Origin of the sequence: Micromonospora sp. NPDC127501 (assembly GCF_040302185.1) — a bacterium.
Classification (GTDB): domain Bacteria; phylum Actinomycetota; class Actinomycetes; order Mycobacteriales; family Micromonosporaceae; genus Micromonospora.
Genome location: NZ_JBEORJ010000002.1, coordinates 475,599 through 495,548, shown reverse-complemented (window position 1 = coordinate 495,548; position 19,950 = coordinate 475,599). Strand labels below are relative to the sequence as shown.

Genomic DNA, 19,950 nt, shown 5'->3' with positions numbered 1-19,950 from the left:
GCAACGGTTTGTCTGGAGGTGGCCATGCTGCCCACGAGCACCGACGTCCTGGTGGTGGGCGCCGGCCCCACCGGTCTCGCCACCGCGTTGACACTGGCTCGGCGCGGGGTCGAGGTGACTGTGCTGGACCGGTTGGCCGCGCCGCCGACGACCTCCCGCGCCGCCGTCGTGCACGCGTACACCCTGGAGGTGCTGGACCGGATCGACGCCGCGGCACCGCTGATCGCCCAGGCGGTGCGGACGCCGCGCTTCACCGTGCGCGACCGGGACCGGGTGCTGCTGACGGTGCCATTCCACGAGTTGCCGTCCCGCTTCCCCTACGCGCTGCTGGTCTCCCAGGCGGTCACCGAGGCCGTGCTCACCGAACAGTTGGCTGAGCTCGGTGTCCAGGTACGACGGCCGTGCCAGCTCACCGGGCTGAGCCGCACCGGTGACGGCATGCTCGCGCAGGTCGACGACGAGGCGCTGCGGGCCCGGTTCGTGGTCGGTGCGGACGGCCTGCACAGCACGGTCCGGCAGTTGGCCGGCATCGGCTTCACCGGCGGCAGCGACGAGGAGTCCTTCGTGCTCGCCGACGTGCGGGTGCGCAGCGTGCTGCCCCGCGACGAGGCGGCGCTCTTCCTCGCCCGCTCCGGGCCATTGGTCTGGGCGCCGCTGCCCGGTGGGGTGGTCCGGTTGGTCGCCGCCGTGGCGAGCGCCCCGGCCGAACCGGATGCGGCCTACCTCCAGGCGCTGCTCGACGAGCGCGGGCCGGCGCGACGACCCGATCGGGTGACCGAGGTGCTCTGGGGCTCCCGGTTCCGGGTGCACCACCGGATCGCCGACACCTTCCGGCTCGGACCGCTGCTGCTGGCCGGCGACGCCGGGCACGTGCACAGCCCGGCCGGTGGGCAGGGCATGAACCTCGGCATCTGCGACGCGGTCGCGCTCGGCACCGCCGTGGCGGACGTCCTCGACGGTGGACCGGAGACGCTGCTCGACGACTACACCGCCCGGCAGCGGCCGATGGCCGAGGACGTGCTGAGCTTCGCCGCCGGGCTGACCAGGTTGGCCGCTGTCTCCCCGGCACGTCGGCCCGCCCGGGACGTGCTGCTCCGGCTGCTCGGTGCCGTCCCACCGGCCCGTCGGCGCATCGCGCTGCGCCTGTCCGGGCTGTCGCACCGGGAGCGGACGCCGGGCTAGCCCGCACGGATCAACACAGCCGGCGCGGTCGGTCGCAGTGTCCGCCACGCGGCGAGGGTCACCAGCGCGAACGTCGCCGCCGCCGCGCCCGCCACCGGCGCCGTGCCGTACGCCGAGGCCGCCAACCCAGCGAGCGCCGCCCCGAGCGGTGCGGTGAGCAGACCGACCATCCGCTGGGCCGCGCCGACCCGGCCCAGCAGTTCGCTCGGCACCTGCCGCTGCCCGTACGACGCCCACAGGCTGTTCCACACCACAGTGCCGGCGGCGAAGACGGCCAGCGCGATCCCGCCCGACACCGGATGCCGAGCCAGCGCGAAGCCGGTCAGCGCAACGGTCTCCACGGCCAGCACCACACGCAGCGCCGGCACCGTGCCGAGCCGGGTGGCGATCCGCCCCGCCCCGAGCGCCCCCGCCACGCCCCCGAGGATGGCGGCGGCCGCGAACAACCCGTACCCGGCCGGCGGCACCCGCAGCACGTCCAGCGCGTAGAGCACCAGCACCGCCATGATTCCGCTGATCGCCAGGTTGCTCGCGGCAGTGAGCACCGTGACCCGCCACAGGGTCCGGTGCGCCCGCAGCCAACGCAGCCCTTCGACGATCTCGCTCCACACCGAGCCGCGCCGCAGTGCAGTCCCCGGGGTGACTGCGGGAGGCTGACCGAGGGCCAGCACGAGCAGGGCGGCCACCGCGAAGGTGACGGCGTCGAGGGCGAACGGGAGGGCCGGGGCGACGGCGAACAGGACACCGGCGGCCGGCGCTCCGAGGAAGCCACCGGCCACCGCCGACCCCGCCTGGAGCCGACCGTTCGCCAGGGGCAGCGCGTCCGGCGGCACCAACGCGGGGAGCAGCGCGAACGAGGCGGAGTCGAAGAGAGTGCCCAGGGTGGCGAGCAGAAACGCCGCCACCAGCAGCACCAGGACACTGACCCGGTTGAGTGCGACCACCACTGCCAGCGCCGCCACCACCGCCGCGCGTACCCCGTCGACCACTGCCATCGTCCGACGGCGGTCCCAGCGGTCCGCGTACACGCCGCCGAGCAGGCCGAACAGCAGCGGCGGCACCTGCCCGGCCACTGTGACCGCCGCGATGATCCGCGGATCACGGGTCACGGTCGCGGCCAGCAGGGCCAGTGCCGGGGTGCGCAGCGCGTCCCCGAACCGGGACGAGACGGCCGCGGACCACAGGAGCCGGAAGTCCCGGCCCAGAGCGGAGGAAGTCATGCCGGCGACCGTGCCGGTTCGACCGGGTCGAGGGTCAAGCCGCCGGGTGAAGGGGGACCGCGCCTGTCGGTGATCATGGGTACGGTGAGCGCCGGCATCGGGACCGGGGAGACATCAGGCGTGGATCACACTTTCCAGGTCGACCTACGTGGCGTGGTTGACCTGCTCAGTCATCACCTCTACGGCAGCCCGCGGGTCTACGTCCGTGAGCTGCTCCAGAACGCGGTGGACGCGATCACCGCCCGACGCGGGGTCGAGCCGGACGCGCCGGCGCTGGTACGTATCGAACCCCCGGACAGCACCGGCGACGGCACGCTACGGGTGCACGACACCGGCATCGGTCTGACCGAGGCGCAGGTGCACGAGCTGCTGGCCACCATCGGCCGCAGCTCGAAGCGCGACGAGCTTGGTTTCTCCCGGCACGAGTTCCTCGGCCAGTTCGGCATCGGTCTGCTCTCCTGCTTCCTGGTGGCCGACGAGATCCAGGTGCTCACCCGGCACGGCGACAACCCCACGGTTCGCTGGACCGGGTACGCCGACGGCCGCTACGCGGTGACGGTGGCCCCGCCGGAGGCCGCCCGCGCCGAGCCGGGCACCACTGTCACGCTGGTGCCCCGCCGCGACGCGGACCAGTGGTTCACCACCGCGACCGTCACCGACCTGGCCCGGCTCTTCGGCGCACTGCTGCCGGTCACCGTCCGCGTCGGCGACGTCGTCACCACCACCGGGGAGCCGCCCTGGCCGACCACGCCGGGTGCGCCACTGGACCGCGCGGCGCTGATCCGGTACGCCCGGGAGACGCTCGGCGTGGACCCGTTCGACGTCCTGCCGCTGGCCGTGCCGGAGGCCGGGCTGACCGGTGTCGCCGTCATCCTGCCGACGCCGGTGAACCCGGCGGCCCGGGCCGGGCATCGCGTCTACCTCAAGCGGATGCTGCTCACCGAAAACGCCGACGGGCTGCTCCCGGAGTGGGCGTTCTTCGCGCACTGCGTGGTGGACGCGACCGAGCTGCGCCCGACCGCCAGCCGGGAGGCCCTCTACGAGGACACCCTGCTGACGGCGACCCGGGAGGCGCTCGGCGACCAGGTGCGCGGCTGGCTGGTCCGGTTGGCCCGGCACGACCCGCACCGGTTGGCCGAGTTCCTCCAGGTGCACCACCTCGGCGTGAAGGCCCTGGCGCTGCACGACGACGAGATGCTCCGGCTGGTCGACCGCTGGTGGCCCATGGACACCAACGTCGGCACGCTCACCCTCGCCGAGTTCCGCGAACGCTACGGCGTGGTCCGCTACGCGGCGAGCCTGGACGAGTTCCGTCAGCTCGCGGCGGTCGCCGCCGCGCAGGACCTGTCTGTGGTCAACGCCGGCTACACGTACGACACCGAACTGATCGAGCGACTGCCGGTGGTGGACCGCTCGGTGCTGATCGAGCGGCTGGAGCCGAGCGACCTCACCACCCGGTTCGACGCGCTCGACCCGCAGGTGGAGTTGGCGCTGCGACCGTTCCTCGCGGCGGCGCAGCGGGCCGTCGAGCGTTCCGGCTGCGAGGTGGTCATCCGGGCGTACGACCCGGTCTCGCTGCCCGCGCTCTACCTGGTCAGCCGGTCGGCGGCGTTCAACGACCAGCTCGCCGCCAGCCGGGACCGGGCCGACGAGCTGTGGGGTGGAGTGCTCGACGCGCTCGCCGCCACCGCCCCGCCGGACCGTCCGCAGTTGGTGCTCAACCACCGAAACCCGCTGGTACGACGGGTGACCATGCTGAACGACCCGGAGCTGGTCGGTCTGGCCATCGAGGCGCTGTACGGGCAGGCGCTGCTGCTCGGCCACCATCCGATCCGCGCAGCCGACGCCGCGCTGCTGAACGATTCCTTCCTCGGCCTGCTCGGCCGGGCTGTCCCGGGACGGGAGTGAGCATGAGCGACGAGGATCTGTGGCGGGTGCTGCGCGGCATCGCCGACATGCCGTACGGGGCGGGGCAGATCGCCGCCCTGGAACAGCTGCTGCGCCGGGTGGACGCCGCCGACGACAGGCACCTTGCGTTCGTCACGCGGATGCAGGCCACCACCGGCTACATCTACGGCGGTGAGCCGGCCAAGTCCTTCGTGACCTTCTCCTGGTGTCTGTCCGAGTTCGACCGGGACCCGCAGCCCTACCATCAGCGCCACCTGCACCAGTTGCTGTGGCACTTCAAGTACATGGCGTCCGGCCTGCTGAAGTTCCCCGAGGTGCCACTGGACCGCACGTACGCGGTGCTGGACGACATGGAGCGGCGCTACCGGGCCGGCGGGCACAGCCTTCAGGCCGTGCACAAGCACCGGTTCCGGGTCGCCGAGCACGTGGGCGACGTCGAGGCCGCCGCGCACTGGTACCGGCTCTGGCAGACCACACCTCGCGACGAACTCTCCGACTGCGCCGGCTGTGATCCGACGAGCCAGGTGAGCTACCTCGCCGACACCGGCCGGGACGCCGAGGCGGTGGCGCTGGCCGAGCCGGTGCTCGCCGGTCGGCTCACCTGCACCGAGCAGCCGCAGGCGATCCTCACCGCGCTACTCCTGCCGTACCTGCGCACCGGGCGGGCCGAGGAGGCGCGGGACGCGCACCGGGAGGCGTACCGCCGGCTGCGCGGCAACCTCGCGGACCTGTGGGACATCGCGGACCACGTCGAGTTCTGCACGCTGACCGGCAACGAGGCGCGGGCGGTCGAGCTGGTCGAGCGGCACCTGGACTGGCTGGACCGGCCGCCGTCGCCGGCCGCCGCCATGCACTTCGCGGCGGCGGCCTCCGCGGCGCTGCGGCAGGCCAGCCCGTCGACCGTGTACCGCCGGGCCGCCGAGGGCCGGCCGGCCGCCGAGGTGTCGGCGGCGTCGTTGGCGGACGAGCTGGCCGGGACGGCGGCCGGTCTGGCCGCCCGCTTCGACGCCCGTAACGGCACGAGCCAGCAGTCGGAGTGGATCGCGCGTCGGCTGGCCGTACAGGCGAGCGGGGAGCACGTGCCGCTGTCGGCGAGCGTCCGCCGCCGCCCGGCCCGCCCGACCCGTCCGGTCGGGGACGAGCCGAGCACACCAGCGTCGTCCACCGAGCGAGCCGAGCGAGTGCGAAGCGGCAAGGGTGAACCACCCGCCGTTACCGTGCCCGCCGACGCCGGCCCGGACGATCTGCTGGACCTCGCGGAGCAGAGCTGGGGCCGGCACGACCGGGCCACCTTCCGGGCGGCGCTGGTCGCCTTCGACGACCGGTTCGGCTCCGCCGAGCTGCCCGCCCGCACGTCCGCGCACCGGCTGGCGCTGCGCGCGTCGGAGCGTGGCGACGAGGACGACATCGATGGTGCGATCACGCTGAATCGGGCGGCGGTGGAGCTGTACCGGGAGGCGGGCGAGGAGGTGGCCGCCCAGACGGTCGCCGGGCGGCTCGGCGTGCTGTTGACCCGGTCCGACGAGGAAACCGAGGAAGGCCTGCTGCTGGTCCGGGAGGCGGCCGAGGTCCTGGACCGGCTCGGCGACGCCCGGCAGCGGGCGGCCGGACACGACCGGGTGGCGTTGGCGCTGCTGCACCGCGAGCGTTGGGCGGACGCGCTCGCCGCGCTCGACCGGGTACCGGCCGACGCGGGCGGCGATCGGCACCTGGCGGCCCGGATCGCACTGCACCGGGGGCACCTGCTGGAGCAGTTGGACCGCGTCGACGAGGCACGCGCCGCCGTCGACGAGGCACGCCGGATCGGCCGGGAGTTGGGTGTCGGCGAGGTCGTCACGGGCGCCGGCCTGGCGTACGCGCGGCTGGTCGACGATCCGGCGGACGCCGTGGCCGCCTGCGACGAGGCGTTGGAGGCGGCACCGGCGGACGCGGAGCTGCCGGTCCGGGTCGCCCGCGCCCGGGCGTTGCTCGCGGCCGGCCGGGCCCCGGACGCGGTGGACGACTTCGTCGAGGCGGTGACGCTGTGCGTGGAGCGGGGCGCCGAGGGGGACGCGTTCCTGCGATGGGAGCTGGCGAACGCGTACCGGATGGTGGGCCGGCTCGCCGAGGCCGCCGAGGTCGCCGAGGAGGCCGTGCTCGGCCTGGATCGGCTGGGCGCCCAGGCGGAGGCCGACCGCTGCCGACACCTGCTGGCCGGCGTCTACGCCGGACTTGGTGAGATCGATCCCGCGTTGGCCCTGTTGGAGCAGTTGGCCAGCAACCTGGACGGACCGGACAACCTTCCGCACCGGGCGCAGGTGCTGGAGGAGGCCGGCGGGATCCTCTACGACGCCGACCGGGACGCGGCGGCGGGCGAGCGGTTCGCCGCCGCGGCTGCGGCGTACCGGCTCGGTGACCTGCCGCTGGACGAGTTGCGTGCTCGTCGGCGGGAGACGTACGCCTGGCTCTGGGCCGACGAGCCGGACGCGGCGTTGCGCGCCGTCGAGGTGGTGGACGGGTTGGCGGCGAAGCTGGCCGGGCAGAACGATCCACCGGTGCTGTACGAGCTGGCGCTGGCGGCCGAGGCCGGAGCACGCGTGCTCACCCGGGCGGACCGACTGGACGAGGCGCTGGGCCGGCTCACCGGGGTGCCGGACCGGTTGCGGTCGATCGAGGCGTTCGGCGAGGCCGCCCAGGTGGAGGCTCTGATCGGTGAGCTGCTGCTGCGCCTGGACCGGCCGGCCGAGGCGGAGCCGCTGCTGCGTCGCGTGCTCGGTGGGTTGCCGGCCGCCTCGCGGCAGGTCCGCCAGACGGCCTGGCTGCTGGCTCGGGTGCTGGATCTGCTCGATCGGCCCACGGAAGCCGCCGCGCTGCGCGCGGAGCACGACCTGGACGAGGACGACTGACCTCGCTGGCCGCCCCTGGCCAGGTCAGGGGCGGCCAGGCCGGGGCGGACGGAACTGACCGGCGACCATCGCGGGCTCCTCGCGGTCTAGGCTTGCCCGGTGACGGTGGAGCAGCAGGCACGGGGTGCGGCGGGTGCGGGCCGGCGCAGGTCCCGCAAGGACGAGATCCTGGAGATCGCGGTAGGTCTGTTCGCGGCGCGTGGCTATCACGGCGTGTCGATGGACGACATCGGCGCGGCCGCCGGAGTCACCGGTCCGGCGCTCTACCACCACTTCGCCGGCAAGGAGGCCATGCTGGCCGCCGCGCTGATTCCGGTCAGTGAGGGGTTGCTGGCCGGTGGGCGGGAACGCGCCGCCGGGCGCTCGGACGACCCGCGCGGCGTGCTGGAGTCGCTGATCGACTTCCACGTCGAGTTCGCGCTGGCCAACCCGGCGGTGATCGCGTTGCACCTGCACGAGCTGGACCGCCTGCCCGAGGAGCCGCGGCGCCGGATTCGTCGCCTGCAACGGCTCTACGTCGAGGAGTGGGTGACGGTGCTCACCGCGCTGCACCCGGGGATGCCCGACGGTGAGGCGCGGGTGCTCGCGCACGCCGCGTTCGGCCTGATGAACTCGACGCCGTTCCTCGGTGGTGAGGTGGACCGGCGACGTCGCGCCGAGCTGCTGCGCGGCGCGACCCTGGCCGCGCTGCTGGCCTGAGCCGACTCGTCAGAACCGCGCCGGTCATGATTCCCTGACATCGTCCCACCATCCGGACGCCGGGAGGAAACATGATCGAGTCACTGCTGGTCGCCAATCGGGGCGAGATCGCCCGCCGGATCATCCGGACCGCCAAGCGGCTCGGCATCCGCGTGATCGCGGTGCACTCGGAGGCCGACGCCGATCTGCCGTTCGTCGCGGAGGCGGACGAGGCGGTCCTCATCGGCCCACCGAACCCGGCGCTGAGCTACCGCAACACCGAGGCGATCCTCGCCGCCGCGAAGTCGACGGGCGCGCAGGCGATCCACCCCGGGTACGGCTTCCTGTCGGAGAACGCCGAGTTCGCCCGTACCGTCGAGGCGAGCGGCCTGATCTGGGTCGGGCCCGACGCGGACGCGATCACCGCGATGGGCGACAAGATCAACGCCCGGAACCTGATGGCGGCGGCCGGTGTTCCGGTCGCGCCGGGTACCACCGACCCGGCCGCCGACCTGGACGCTGCGGTGACGGCCGCGGCCGAGATCGGCTACCCGGTGATGGTCAAGGCCGCCGCCGGCGGTGGCGGCATGGGCATGGGCGTGTCGGTCGACGAGACCGGGCTGCGCACCGAGTACGACAAGGTGCGCGCGTTCGCCGAGCGGATGTTCGGCGACGGTTCGGTGTTGATCGAGCGGTACTTTCCCCGGGTACGGCACGTCGAGGTGCAGATCCTCGGCCTGGCCGACGGCCGGGTGGTGGCGCTCGGCGAGCGGGAGTGCTCGGTGCAGCGGCGCAACCAGAAGCTGGTCGAGGAGTCCCCGTCGCCGGCGGTCTCGCCGGAGCTGCGATCCCGGCTGCTGGCGGCGGCGGTGCGGGCCGGCGAGGCGGTCGGCTACCGCAACGCGGGCACTGTGGAGTGCCTGTTCGACCCATCCACCGGCGAGTTCTTCTTCCTGGAGATGAACACGCGGTTGCAGGTGGAGCACCCGGTGACCGAGTACGTCTACGGCATCGACCTGGTCGAGGAGCAGTTGCGGGTGGCCTCCGGGTTGGCGCCGACGTTCGACCCGGACGCGTTGACCCCGAGCGGGCACGCCATCGAGATGCGGATCAACGCGGAGGACCCGAAGCGCTTCCTGCCCGGCCCGGGTGTGGTCAGGACCTGGGTGGAGCCGACGGGCGAGGGTGTCCGGGTGGACTCCGGCTACACCGAGGGCAACACGGTCACCCCGTTCTACGACAGCCTGCTGGCCAAGCTGATCGTCAGCGGCGCGACCCGTGAGGAGGCGCTCGATCGCGCGAAGGCGGCCGTCGCGGCCTTCCAGATCGAGGGTCCGAAGAACAACGTTCCCTTCTTCGCCGAGTTGCTGACCAACGACGAGTTCCTCTCCGGCGCCTACGACACCGGCATCGTCTCCCGCATGCGCTGACCGCCCCCACCCCCCGCCCGGGCCCCCGCCCCGGGTCGCCCGCCCCGGCGATCAAGAGGTTTGCGTCAGGATCTGCGCCGCGGATGACGCAAACCTCTTGATCAACAGCGGGGTGGCATGCTGGGAGGACCCCCTAGGCACTGCTTTCGTCACAGTGAGGTGACCCCTTATGGCGGACCTGCCAGATTCCGTCTCGATCCGCGAGGTTGGGCCGCGGGACGGGTTGCAGAACGAGGACCCGATCCCGACCGGCGCCAAGGTGCGGCTGCTCGACGCCCTCTCCGGCACCGGCGTACGCCGAATCGAGGCGGTGTCGTTCGTGCATCCCAAGGCGATCCCGCAGATGGCCGACGCCGACGAGGTGTGGCGGCGGGCGGTGAAGGCCGACGGGGTGCGGTACTCCGCGCTGGTGCCGAACACCCGGGGCGCCCAGCGGGCCCTCGCCGCCGGATTCACCGAGATCGAGGTGGTGGTCTCGGCCAGCGACACCCACAACCGGCGCAACGTCAACCGGTCCACGGACGAGTCGCTGGACGACATCGCCGAGCTGATCGACCTGCTGCACGGTGCGTCGGCGCGGGTCGAGGTGATCGTGGCCACCAGCTTCGGCTGCCCGTACGAGGGGGACATCGACCCGCAGCGGGTGGCCGGGATCGTGGACCGGGTCGTCCGCGACGGCGCGGACCGGGTCGCGTTCGGTGACACCACCGGCATGGGCACCCCACGTCGGGTCCGCGAGCTGCTGACCGCGGTACGTGACCGCAACGCGCACGTGCCGGTCCTGCTGCACTTCCACAACACCCGGGGTACCGCGCTGGCCAACCTGCTGACCGCGCTGGAGCTGGGCGTGACCGAGTTCGACGCCAGCGTCGGTGGCCTCGGTGGCTGCCCGTACGCGCCGGGAGCGAGCGGCAACCTGGCCACCGAGGAGGCCGTGCACATGCTGCACGACATGGGCATCGACACCGGCATCGACCTGCCGGCGCTCATCGAGGCGGCGGAGTTGGCCGAGGAGTTGCTCGGCAAGAAGCTGCCGTCCGGTGTGCTGCGGGCCGGCCCGCGTACCCGGCTGACGCCGCTGCCGAGCTGAGGACGCGACGAAGGGGCCGGCGCACGCGCCGGCCCCTTCCACGTGCCAGGGCGATCAGCTCACGGAGGTGAGCGCGCTCGGCCAACTGTCGCGGAAGATGTCCGCGCTGCGGTCGGTGGCGCTGAACGTGCCGGCGAAGAGGTTGCTCACCCGGCTCGCCTCGGCGGAGCTCGGGTAGGCGTTGGTGCAGCTGGTGCCGGCGCTGCCGCCGGACATCAGCAGGGCGCAGTTTCCGTTGTAGTTGTCCGGCAGGCCGAGGATGTGCCCGATCTCGTGGGTCATGATCCGCAGCACGCTGTACTGGGCGGCCTGCTGAGTGTCGATGTAGACCCGGCCGTTGCCGAGGCTGGTCCGCACGGCGTACGAGCCGCCGCCGGTGATCCGGTAGATGCGCAGGTTGGAGCCGCAGTTGGCGGAGAGCGTCAGGTTGACGGTGGCGTTGTTCCAGATCGAGGCGGCCTGGTTGGCGACGCTGGCGTAGCTTCCCGCCTGGCTGGTGTTGTAGCAGATGGTCATGGCGGCGGACGCGGGCGCCGGGTTGGCGACCGTGATGCCGAGGGTGGCGAGTGTCGTCGCGAGCAACGCGACGGCGAGCCGATTGAGTCGTGAGGTCATCGCTGACTCCGATCTGGGAGGAGGGGTGCCAGGAGCCTAGCGATTTGTATTCATGTTTTTCAATGTCTTGCTCTCGGCTTCGCTGTCTGCTTCGCTCGTAGGTCGCCGACAACCGCGCCGATGCGCTAGCCTAACGATCGTTCAGGTCAGTATGGCGGAGGAGTCGGCGTGACGCTCGACGGTGAGGCACTGGAGCAGCTGCGCAAGCGGGCCCGGTCCGGCGGCGCGGACAAGTACCACGCGGCCAACGCGGCCAAGGGCAAGCTCTTCGCCCGTGAACGGGTCGCGCTCCTGGTCGACGAGGGCTCCTTCGTCGAGGACGGCCTCTACGCCAACGCGCTCGCCGAGGGATTGCCCGCCGACGGCGTGGTGACCGGCACCGCGACGATCGACGGCCGACAGGTCTGCCTGATGGCCAACGACTCCACCGTCAAGGCCGGCAGCTGGGGCGCCCGCACCGTCGAGAAGATCATCAGGATCATCGAGCGGGCGTACGGCGCCGGCGTGCCGATGGTCTACCTGGTCGACTCGGCCGGCGCCCGGATCACCGACCAGGTCGATCTCTTCCCCGGTCGGCGTGGCGCCGGCAAGATCTTCTGGAACCAGGTCCGCGCCTCGGGCTCGATCCCACAGGTCTGCGCGCTGTTCGGCCCGAGCGCCGCCGGTGGGGCGTACATCCCGGCGTTCTGCGACGTGGTGGCGCTGGTCGACGGCAACGCCAGCATGTACCTCGGCTCCGACCGGATGGTCGAGATGGTCACCGGCGAGAAGACCACCCTGGAGGCGATGGGCGGGGCGAAGGTGCACACCGCCGAATCCGGCGTGGGGCACTTCCTCTGCAAGACCGAGGCCGACGCGCTCGACGTCGTGAAGACCTACCTGTCGTACCTGCCGGCGAACTGGACGCAGGCGCCGCCGGCCGCACCGCCGGTCGCCGCGTCCGCGAAGGCCGACCTGGCCGCGTTGGTGCCGGCCAGTGAGCGGCAGGCGTTCGACATGCGGCGCTACGTCAAGGGCCTGCTCGACGAGGGTTCGTTCTTCGAGATCCAGGCGCTCTGGGCCAAGGAGTTGACCATCGGCTTCGGCCGTCTCGACGGTCAGGTCGTCGGCGTGGTCGGCAACAACTCGATGTTCAAGGGCGGCGTGCTCTTCGTCGACTCGGCCGACAAGGCCACCCGGTTCGTGCAGCTCTGCGACGCGTTCAACGTGCCGCTGCTGTTCCTCAGCGACGTGCCCGGCTTCATGGTCGGCAGCGCGGTCGAGAAGCAGGGCATCATCCGGCACGGCGCCAAGATGATCACCGCGATCTCCGAGGCGACCGTGCCGAAGATCTGCGTGGTGGTCCGCAAGGCGTACGGCGCCGGTCTCTACGCGATGGCCGGCCCCGGGTTCGAGCCGGACGCCACGATCGCGCTGCCGAGCGCGAAGATCGCCGTGATGGGCGCCGAGGCCGCCGTGAACGCGGTCTATGCCAACAAGATCGCCGCCATCGCGGACGAGGACGAGCGGGCGGCCTTCGTCGCCGCCAAGCGGGCCGAGTACGAGCAGGACATCGACGTCGTCCGGCTGGCCAGCGAGCTGGTGGTCGACGCCATCGTCGAGCCGCACGACCTGCGCACCGAGCTGGTCCGTCGATTCGCGGCGGCGCGTACCAAGGATCGGCACTTCTCCCGCCGTCGGCACGGCGTCACCCCGGTCTGATCATCGACTCAGGCCCGCACAGCGACCCGCCTCCGGCGTCACGAGCGCCGAGGCGGACCGTCCTTACAGGAGGATGAGATGGACTTCCGGCTCACCGACGAACAAGCGGCGCTGCGCGAGAGCGTGCGGGAATTCGCCCGCGAGGTGATCGCCCCGGTCATCGCCGAGCACTACGAGCAGCACACCTTCCCGTACGAGGTGATCCGGCAGATGGGCAAGATGGGCCTGTTCGGTCTGCCCTTCGCCGAGGAGCACGGCGGCATGGGTGGCGACTACTTCGCGCTCTGCCTGGCCCTGGAGGAGTTGGCCCGGGTCGACTCCAGCGTGGCCATCACGTTGGAGGCGGCGGTCTCACTGGGCGCGATGCCGATCTACCGCTTCGGCACCGAGGAGCAGAAGGCGACCTGGCTGCCCCGGCTGCTCAGCGGCGAGGCACTGGCCGGCTTCGGTCTCACCGAGCCGGGCACCGGCTCGGACGCGGCCGGCACGCAGACCCGGGCGGTGCTGGACGGCGACGAGTGGGTGATCAACGGGTCGAAGGCGTTCATCACCAACTCGGGGACCGACATCACGGCCATGGTCACGGTCACGGCGGTGACCGGTACGAACCCGGACGGCTCCAAGGAGTTGTCGACGATCATCGTGCCGACCGGCACGCCCGGGTTCACCGTCGCGCCCGGCTACTCCAAGGTGGGCTGGACCGCCTCGGACACCCACGAGCTGACCTTCGACGACTGCCGGGTGCCGGCCGCCAACCTGCTCGGCGCCCGGGGCCGGGGTTTCGCGCAGTTCCTGCGGATCCTCGACGAGGGCCGGATCGCCATCGCCGCGCTCGCCGTCGGCCTCGCCCAAGGCTGTGTCGACGAGTCGATCAAGTACGCGAAGGAGCGGCACGCCTTCGGTCGGCCGATCGGTGCCAACCAGGCCATCCAGTTCAAGATCGCCGACATGGAGCTGAAGGCACACACCGCTCGCCTGGCGTACTACGACGCCGCCGCGCGGATGCTGGCCGGCGAGCCGTTCAAGCGGCAGGCCGCCATCGCCAAACTGCACGCCAGCACGATCGCGGTGGACAACGCCCGGGAGGCCACCCAGATCCACGGCGGGTACGGCTTCATGAACGAGTACCCGGTGGCCCGGTTCTGGCGGGACTCCAAGATCCTGGAGATCGGCGAGGGCACCAGTGAGGTGCAGCGCATGATCATCGCTCGGGATCTGGGCCTCTGACTGGCCCAGCCGAACTGATCGGCCGGTCGTCCCGGACGGACTGTCCGTACGGCTGTCGGGTTTTGGCGAGCGGGCGTCGGTAGCCCGACGTTCGACTGCCGACGGTCGTAGTCCATCCGTACTCTTCGTGCCCATGACTCCGGATCATGACTGGTCGCGGAGCCCGGCTGGACGTACCACTCTGCCGGAGCTGCTCCGCGGGCATCGACGCGCCGCCGGCCTCACCCAGGCCGAGCTGGCGTCCCGGGCCGGGGTGGGTGTGCGGACGGTGCGTGATCTGGAGCGTGGCCGGTCGAACCGGCCACAACGCACCACTGTCGAGCTGCTCGCCGGGGCGCTGGCGCTGACCGGCACCAGTCGGGCGGCGTTCCTGGCAGCGGCCCGCGGCGCCGGTGCCGAACCGGCCTCGCCGGACGCCACCTCGACGCCGTTCGCGGTCGGCGGCAACGCCACGTCGACGGCCGCACCCGCCGACCCGCCGGTCGCGCTCCCGCCGCCGGTCGCGTTGATCGGCCGGGAGCGCGACCTCACCGAGCTGGCCGGAATGCTGACCGCGGAGCGAGGACCCCGGTTGGTGAGCCTCGTCGGGTTGGCCGGCGTCGGCAAGACCGCCCTGGCGACGTCGGTGGCGCACCGGGTGGCCGCCGCTCACCCGGCCGGTGTCGCCGGGGTGCTGGTGGGCGAGGGCGCGGACGGTCCGGACGTGCTCGCCGCCTCGATGTCCATGCTCGGCGTGGCGCGCCTGTCCGAGCTCGTGGCGCTGCTCGCCGGACGACCGACGCTGCTGGTGATGGACGCGGTGGAGCGCGCCCCGGGCCCGGTGGCCGCGACAGTGCACCGGTTGCTCGGCGCACTGCCCTCGCTGCGGGTGCTGGTCACCGGGCGGCACCCGGTCGGATTGCCCGGTGAGCGGGTCTGGCCGGTCGCGCCGCTCGACGTGCCGCCACCGGAGGCCGAGCACTCCGGGCTCGAATCGTGGCCGGCGGTCGCGTTGTTCACCGCCCGGCTCGCTCAGGTCCGCCGGGAGCCACCCACCCCCGCTGAGCTGCCTGCGCTCGCCGCGTTGGTGCGCCGGTTGGGCGGGCTGCCGTTGGCCATCGAGCTGATGGCCGCCCGGGGCCGTCTCCTCGACCTCCCCGAACTGCTCGACCGGTACGGCGACCGGGTGCTCGACCTGGCCACTCCCGCCGAGGCGTCCGCCCACCCGGCCTGGGACGCGCCGGAGGCGCTTACCGGTCGGACGAGCCGACCCGACACCCGTGCGGCGGTCTCGGTCGCCGTCACCCTGCGGGATGCGGTGGCGTTCAGCTATCGCCTGTTGGCGTCGGACGAACAGGCCGCGCTGCGGCAGCTGGCCGTCTTCGGCAACCGGTGGTCGGTCGAGTTGGCCGAGGAGATGCTCGCCGACGAGGCCGACCGGGACGGCACTGTGGCGATCGATCCGGTTCCACTGTTGGACCGCTTCGTCGAGTTGGGGCTGCTGAGCGTACGCGGAACCGGGTCGTTCCGGTTCCGGCTGCTCGACGCGGTCCGTGACTACGCCGTCGAGCAGGCGGCCGGTGCGGGCGAGCTGACCTGCATCCGGCGTCGGCACGCGGAAGTCATCGCGCGTCTGGTGGCCCGTACCGCCACCGACCTGATCGGCCCACGGTTACCCGACGCGGTGCACCGGCTGGACGAGATGAGCAGTGACATCAGCTCGTCGCTGGCCCACGCGGCTACCGACGACCCGTTGACCGCGCTGCGGCTGGCGGCCTGCCTGACCCGGTGGTGGCGGTTCCGTGGACGCGACGTCGTCGGGCGGCAGTGGTTGCGGCGGCTGCTGGCGGACCCGCGGACCGCCGACGCCGATCCTCTTCTGCGTGGCTGGGCGGCCCTCGGTGTCGCCCGGCTGGCGGCGGAGCACGGCGCGGGCGCCGAGGAGTTGTCGACGGCTCGTGCGGCGTTGGACACCTTCCGGCAGGCCGGCGACGTCACCGGGGAGTTGGAGGCGCGAAACGTGCTCGGCACCCTGCTGATCTCCGTCGGGCGGCAGGACGAGGCTCGCGAGCAGGCCGAGGCGTTGCTGCGGTTGGCGGCGCGCAACGGGCGGGCCCGGGATCTGGCGGTGGCTCAGAACAGCCTCGCCTGGCACGAGATCCGCGTCGGCGATCTGGCTGCGGCCCGCCGCCGGCTCGCCGCGGTGGACCGACTCGCCGCCGAGAGTGGGGAGCAGCGACTGCGGGTGCTGGGCTGGGCCAACCGAGCCGAGGTCGCCCGGCTGGAGGGCTGGTACGCGGACGCCATCGATCGTGGCCGGCGGGCGATCGCGGCCCTGTCCGAGCTGGGTGATCCCGGGCGTCGTCGTCGGGTGCTCGGGACCGTCGGGCTGGCGCTCGCCCAGGACGGGCGGGCCGCGGAGGCGACCGAGGTGCTGACCGAGTTGCGCGCCGGGGGCGTGGAGGCGCTGCCGGCGCGACCGACCGTGCCGCGACCGCGCTCGGACGACGCGGCGCGGGCCTGGGGGGGGCCGGAGGCCGGGCTCTGTGCGCTGATCGAGGGGAACCTGGCGCTGCACCGGGGCGACCGGGAGTTGGCTGCCGAGTGGTTCGCGGCCGCCGCCGACCATGCGGGGCAGGATCGCCGCGACGTGGTGGAGGCGCTGGTTGGGCTGGCTGCGAGCACTGCCGACCAGTCGGTGCTCGATCGACTGGACCGGGTCTGCGCGGAGGGCGGCATCAGGCTGTTGCCGCAGGAGTCGGGCCTGCTCTACGCGCTGATCGCCGCCCGAGGTGGGCCGGCTCAGTAGCCCGCGCTCTCCCCGAGCGGATCGCGACGGGAGAGTGGCGCGGGCGAAGAGCCCCCTTTGGTGCTACCCCTCGCTGATCGCCCGCGCCGTCACCCCCCGGTGATCCCCGGTGCAGGAAGCCTGCCACCGGTGCGGTGGCAGAAAGTCGGCTTGGACCGAATCCTCCAGCTTGGCTGGGTCAGTTCTGCCGGTCTTTCTGCCGCTGCCGCCGCCCGACGGTGGGTGCTGATCAGGGCCGTCGGGTGGCGTTGTCGGTGGCGGCGACCTGCTCCGGACTGACGTCGTCACTGCCAGCGGTGGCGCACGGATGCGCGGCGTCGCGGACCCGCCGCAACCCGTCGAGGAGGGCCGCCAGCGCCTCGGGGTCGAGCTGCCCGGTGAACCACTGCTCGATCATCTGCAGATGCCCGGGCAGCGTCTCGTTCAGGCGCTGCATCCCGGAGGCGGTGACCACCGCGTACGAGCTGCGTCGGTCGTTCGGGCAGGCCCGGCGGGTGAGCAACCCGTCGCGCTCCATCCGGTCCACCACACGGGTCACTCCGCTGGTCGACAGGGAGGTCTGTGCGGCGAGGTCGGTCATGCGTAGTTGGTTGCCCGGCGAGCGGGCCAGTCGGGTGATGACCTCGAACTCGACCGCGGAGAGGCCGTGCTCCTCGAACTGGGCGTTGAACCGGGCTGACAGCCCGGCGTGTGCCTCGAAGAGCAGGCCGACGGCGGTGATCCGGGGATCGTCGAAGACGTTGGTCACCCGTTCATCGTACCAGTGCTTGACACGGGGAATGTTGTTGCAGTTATAGTTGCTCAAGCAGTCGTTGGGCTACTAAACAATCTCCTGGAGGACAGCAGCATGACCAGCAGCATCGATGCGGTTACCCGCGACTGGGACGGCCTCACCATCCCGGCGGCCGGCACCTACGCGCTCGACGTGGCGCACAAGCGGGTCGGCTTCGTTGCCCGGCACATGATGGTGAGCAAGGTTCGCGGTGAGTTCAACGAGGCGACCGCCACCATCACCGTCGCCGAGGACCCGCTGCAGTCGTCGGTCGTCGCCACCATTCAGGCCGCCAGCGTCGACACCACCCAGGCCGACCGGGACGCGCACCTGCGCAGCCCCGAGTTCCTGGACGCCGAGAAGTTCCCGACGCTCGAGTTCCGCAGCACCGGGGTCAAGTCCCGTCGCGGCGGCGAGTTCGTGCTCACCGGTGAGCTGACCATCAAGGACGTCACCCGCCCGGTCGAGCTGGAGGTCGAGTTCGAGGGTGTCGGCCGCAGCCCGTTCGGCCAGGACATCTTCGGCTTCTCCGCCAGCACCGAGATCGACCGCGAGGAGTTCGGCCTGACCTGGAACGTCGCCCTGGAGACCGGGGGCGTGCTGGTCAGCCGCAAGATCAAGATTGAGATCGAGGGCGAGGCCGTCCGCCAGGCCTGATCCTCGGGGATCGCCGGAGGGCAGGGGGAACCCTCCCGGCGATCCGGTACGCAGGGCCCGCGCCGCACGTCGGCGCGGGCCCTGCGTCGTTCCCACTGGTGGTAATTGTCACGGGTTGTTCGCACCGCAATCGGGTCCGGCCGGTCGACGACGGGGTACAGATGGCGCCACGAGCGCGTCCGCCCCGGCCGACGTCGGATCACCGCCGTGGGCCTCTGGTCCCGGTCAGGTGGGCGCTCTTACCGTGGATGCTTCACAAAGCGCTTCCGGGACGGCAGGATCCCGACCGCGCCGGCCGTCGGGAGGACACATGGGCAGGGACGTCTCAGAGGGCGCCTTCACCCGGGATGATCGCGTCCGGTATCGGCAGAAGGTGCGGCGGTGCCTGGACGTCTTCGCCCTGATGCTGGACGACTTCGGCTTCGACGCCGACCGGCCGATGACCGGCCTGGAGATCGAACTCAACCTGGTCGACTCGGCCGCCGAGCCGGCGATGCGCAACGAGGAGATCCTCGCCGACATCGCGGACCCCCTCTTCCAGACCGAGTTGGGGCAGTTCAACCTGGAACTCAACGCCGAGCCCCGACTGATCGAGGGCACCGGCTTCGCCGACTACGAGCACGACCTGCGCGGCAGCCTCTCCCGGGCCGACGAGCGCGCCGCCAGGTCCGACGCGAAGATCGTCCTGGTCGGCATCCTGCCCACCCTCACCGAGGGGCACCTGGTCGAGGACAACCTCTCCACCAACGAGCGTTACCGGGTGCTCAACGACCAGATCGTCGGCGCCCGGGGCGAGGACATCGAGCTGGACATTCGCGGCGTCGAGCAGTTGCGCACGCACACCGACTCGATCGCCCCCGAGGCCGCCTGCACGAGCCTCCAGTTCCACCTCCAGGTCGCCCCGGACAGCTTCGCCGACTACTGGAACGCGTCCCAGGCCATCGCCGGGGTGCAGGTGGCGGTCGGAGCGAACAGTCCCTTCCTGTACGGCCGCCAACTGTGGGCCGAAACGCGGATCGCCCTGTTCCAGCAGGCCACCGACACCCGCCCGGACGAGTTGAAGGCCCAGGGCGTACGGCCGCGGGTGTGGTTCGGCGAACGGTGGATCACCTCGATATTCGACCTGTTCGAGGAGAACGTCCGGTACTTCCCGCCGCTGCTGCCGATCTGCGAGGACGAGGACCCGGTGGAGGTTCTGCACGCCGGCGGTGTGCCACAGCTCGGGGAGCTGCGGTTGCACAACGGCACCGTCTACCGATGGAACCGTCCGGTCTACGACATCATGAACGGCCGCCCCCACCTGCGGGTGGAGAACCGGGTGCTGCCGGCTGGTCCGACGGTGGTGGACATGCTGGCCAACGCGGCCTTCTACTTCGGGCTGGTACGCGGTCTGGCCGAGGCCGACCGGCCGATCTGGAGTCAACTCACCTTCAGCTCCGCCGAGGAGAACTTCCACGCCGCCGCCCGACGTGGCCTCGACGCCGTGCTGCACTGGCCTGGGCTCGGCGACGTGCCGGTCACCAAGCTGGTCCTGGACCAACTGCTGCCCACCGCCGCCACCGGCCTGGACGGGTTCGGTGTCGCCCCGGCGCAGCGGGACCGGCTGCTCGGCATCATCGAGCAGCGCTGCCGTACCGGCCGCAACGGCGCCGCCTGGCAGACCGAGGCGGTCTGGGCGGCGGAGCGGCACCACGGCATGGACCGGACGGCCGCGCTGCACCACATGGTCCAGCGCTACGCCGAACTCCAGCGCACCAACCAACCCGTCCACACCTGGCCAACCACCTGACCCGCCCC

General features: G+C 72.0%; 14 protein-coding genes. 11 read left to right on the top strand and 3 right to left on the bottom strand.

Going from position 1 to position 19,950, the window contains the following annotated elements:
• The first annotated feature begins 24 nt into the window (after positions 1-24).
• Positions 25-1,182, top strand: coding sequence for an FAD-dependent oxidoreductase (locus ABTW72_RS06275; protein WP_350854980.1), 1,158 nt, complete (start codon positions 25-27; stop codon positions 1,180-1,182).
• On the opposite strand, the gene ABTW72_RS06270 is transcribed toward ABTW72_RS06275, so the two are convergent.
• Positions 1,179-2,402, bottom strand: coding sequence for an MFS transporter (locus ABTW72_RS06270; RefSeq protein ID WP_350854977.1), 1,224 nt, complete (start codon positions 2,400-2,402; stop codon positions 1,179-1,181). The two genes, ABTW72_RS06275 and ABTW72_RS06270, sit on opposite strands and share 4 nt — an antisense overlap.
• A gap of 120 nt (positions 2,403-2,522) precedes the next feature.
• Here ABTW72_RS06270 and ABTW72_RS06265 point away from each other — a divergent pair, with 120 nt between their 5' ends.
• The 5 genes from ABTW72_RS06265 (at position 2,523) to ABTW72_RS06245 (ending at position 10,393) form a co-directional block, all read left to right on the top strand.
• Positions 2,523-4,310, top strand: a complete 1,788-nt coding sequence (locus ABTW72_RS06265; RefSeq protein WP_350854974.1) for an HSP90 family protein — start codon at positions 2,523-2,525, stop codon at positions 4,308-4,310.
• Between the two features lie 2 nt (positions 4,311-4,312).
• Positions 4,313-7,195 (top strand): hypothetical protein, encoded by a 2,883-nt coding sequence (locus ABTW72_RS06260; protein WP_350854971.1) that lies wholly within the window; start codon positions 4,313-4,315, stop codon positions 7,193-7,195.
• A 99-nt stretch (positions 7,196-7,294) separates the two neighbouring features.
• Positions 7,295-7,894, top strand: a complete 600-nt coding sequence (locus ABTW72_RS06255) for a TetR/AcrR family transcriptional regulator (protein WP_030331931.1) — start codon at positions 7,295-7,297, stop codon at positions 7,892-7,894.
• 71 nt (positions 7,895-7,965) lie between these two features.
• Entirely contained in the window at positions 7,966-9,303 is a 1,338-nt protein-coding gene (locus ABTW72_RS06250; RefSeq protein ID WP_350854968.1) for an acetyl-CoA carboxylase biotin carboxylase subunit, read from the top strand.
• Between the two features lie 169 nt (positions 9,304-9,472).
• The gene (locus tag ABTW72_RS06245; RefSeq protein ID WP_350854965.1) at positions 9,473-10,393 is read left to right on the top strand and encodes a hydroxymethylglutaryl-CoA lyase; all 921 of its coding nucleotides are present in this window, start codon (positions 9,473-9,475) and stop codon (positions 10,391-10,393) included.
• A 54-nt stretch (positions 10,394-10,447) separates the two neighbouring features.
• Here the strand turns inward: ABTW72_RS06245 and ABTW72_RS06240 are convergent, their stop codons facing one another.
• On the bottom strand, positions 10,448-11,008 hold the full coding sequence (locus ABTW72_RS06240) for a snapalysin family zinc-dependent metalloprotease (RefSeq protein ID WP_091396410.1): 561 nt from the start codon (positions 11,006-11,008) through the stop codon (positions 10,448-10,450).
• Positions 11,009-11,176: 168 nt separating this feature from the next.
• On the opposite strand from ABTW72_RS06240, the gene ABTW72_RS06235 reads away from it, so the two are divergent.
• The 3 genes from ABTW72_RS06235 to ABTW72_RS06225 all read left to right on the top strand — a co-directional run bounded on the left by ABTW72_RS06235 (position 11,177) and on the right by ABTW72_RS06225 (position 16,724).
• A complete protein-coding gene (locus tag ABTW72_RS06235) occupies positions 11,177-12,709 on the top strand; it encodes an acyl-CoA carboxylase subunit beta (RefSeq protein WP_350854962.1) in 1,533 nt (510 codons plus the stop codon).
• Positions 12,710-12,787: 78 nt separating this feature from the next.
• Entirely contained in the window at positions 12,788-13,936 is a 1,149-nt protein-coding gene (locus ABTW72_RS06230; protein WP_091396403.1) for an acyl-CoA dehydrogenase family protein, read from the top strand.
• Positions 13,937-14,069: 133 nt separating this feature from the next.
• Complete coding sequence (locus ABTW72_RS06225; RefSeq protein WP_350854959.1) at positions 14,070-16,724, top strand: ATP-binding protein; 2,655 nt, start codon at positions 14,070-14,072, stop codon at positions 16,722-16,724.
• A 229-nt stretch (positions 16,725-16,953) separates the two neighbouring features.
• On the opposite strand, the gene ABTW72_RS06220 is transcribed toward ABTW72_RS06225, so the two are convergent.
• Entirely contained in the window at positions 16,954-17,472 is a 519-nt protein-coding gene (locus tag ABTW72_RS06220; RefSeq protein WP_350854957.1) for a MarR family winged helix-turn-helix transcriptional regulator, read from the bottom strand.
• A gap of 99 nt (positions 17,473-17,571) precedes the next feature.
• Here ABTW72_RS06220 and ABTW72_RS06215 point away from each other — a divergent pair, with 99 nt between their 5' ends.
• Together ABTW72_RS06215 and ABTW72_RS06210 are read left to right on the top strand one after the other, a co-directional pair.
• Positions 17,572-18,153, top strand: coding sequence for a YceI family protein (locus ABTW72_RS06215; protein ID WP_091396394.1), 582 nt, complete (start codon positions 17,572-17,574; stop codon positions 18,151-18,153).
• 310 nt (positions 18,154-18,463) lie between these two features.
• Positions 18,464-19,942, top strand: a complete 1,479-nt coding sequence (locus ABTW72_RS06210; protein WP_112583970.1) for a glutamate-cysteine ligase family protein — start codon at positions 18,464-18,466, stop codon at positions 19,940-19,942.
• Positions 19,943-19,950: the final 8 nt, after the last annotated feature.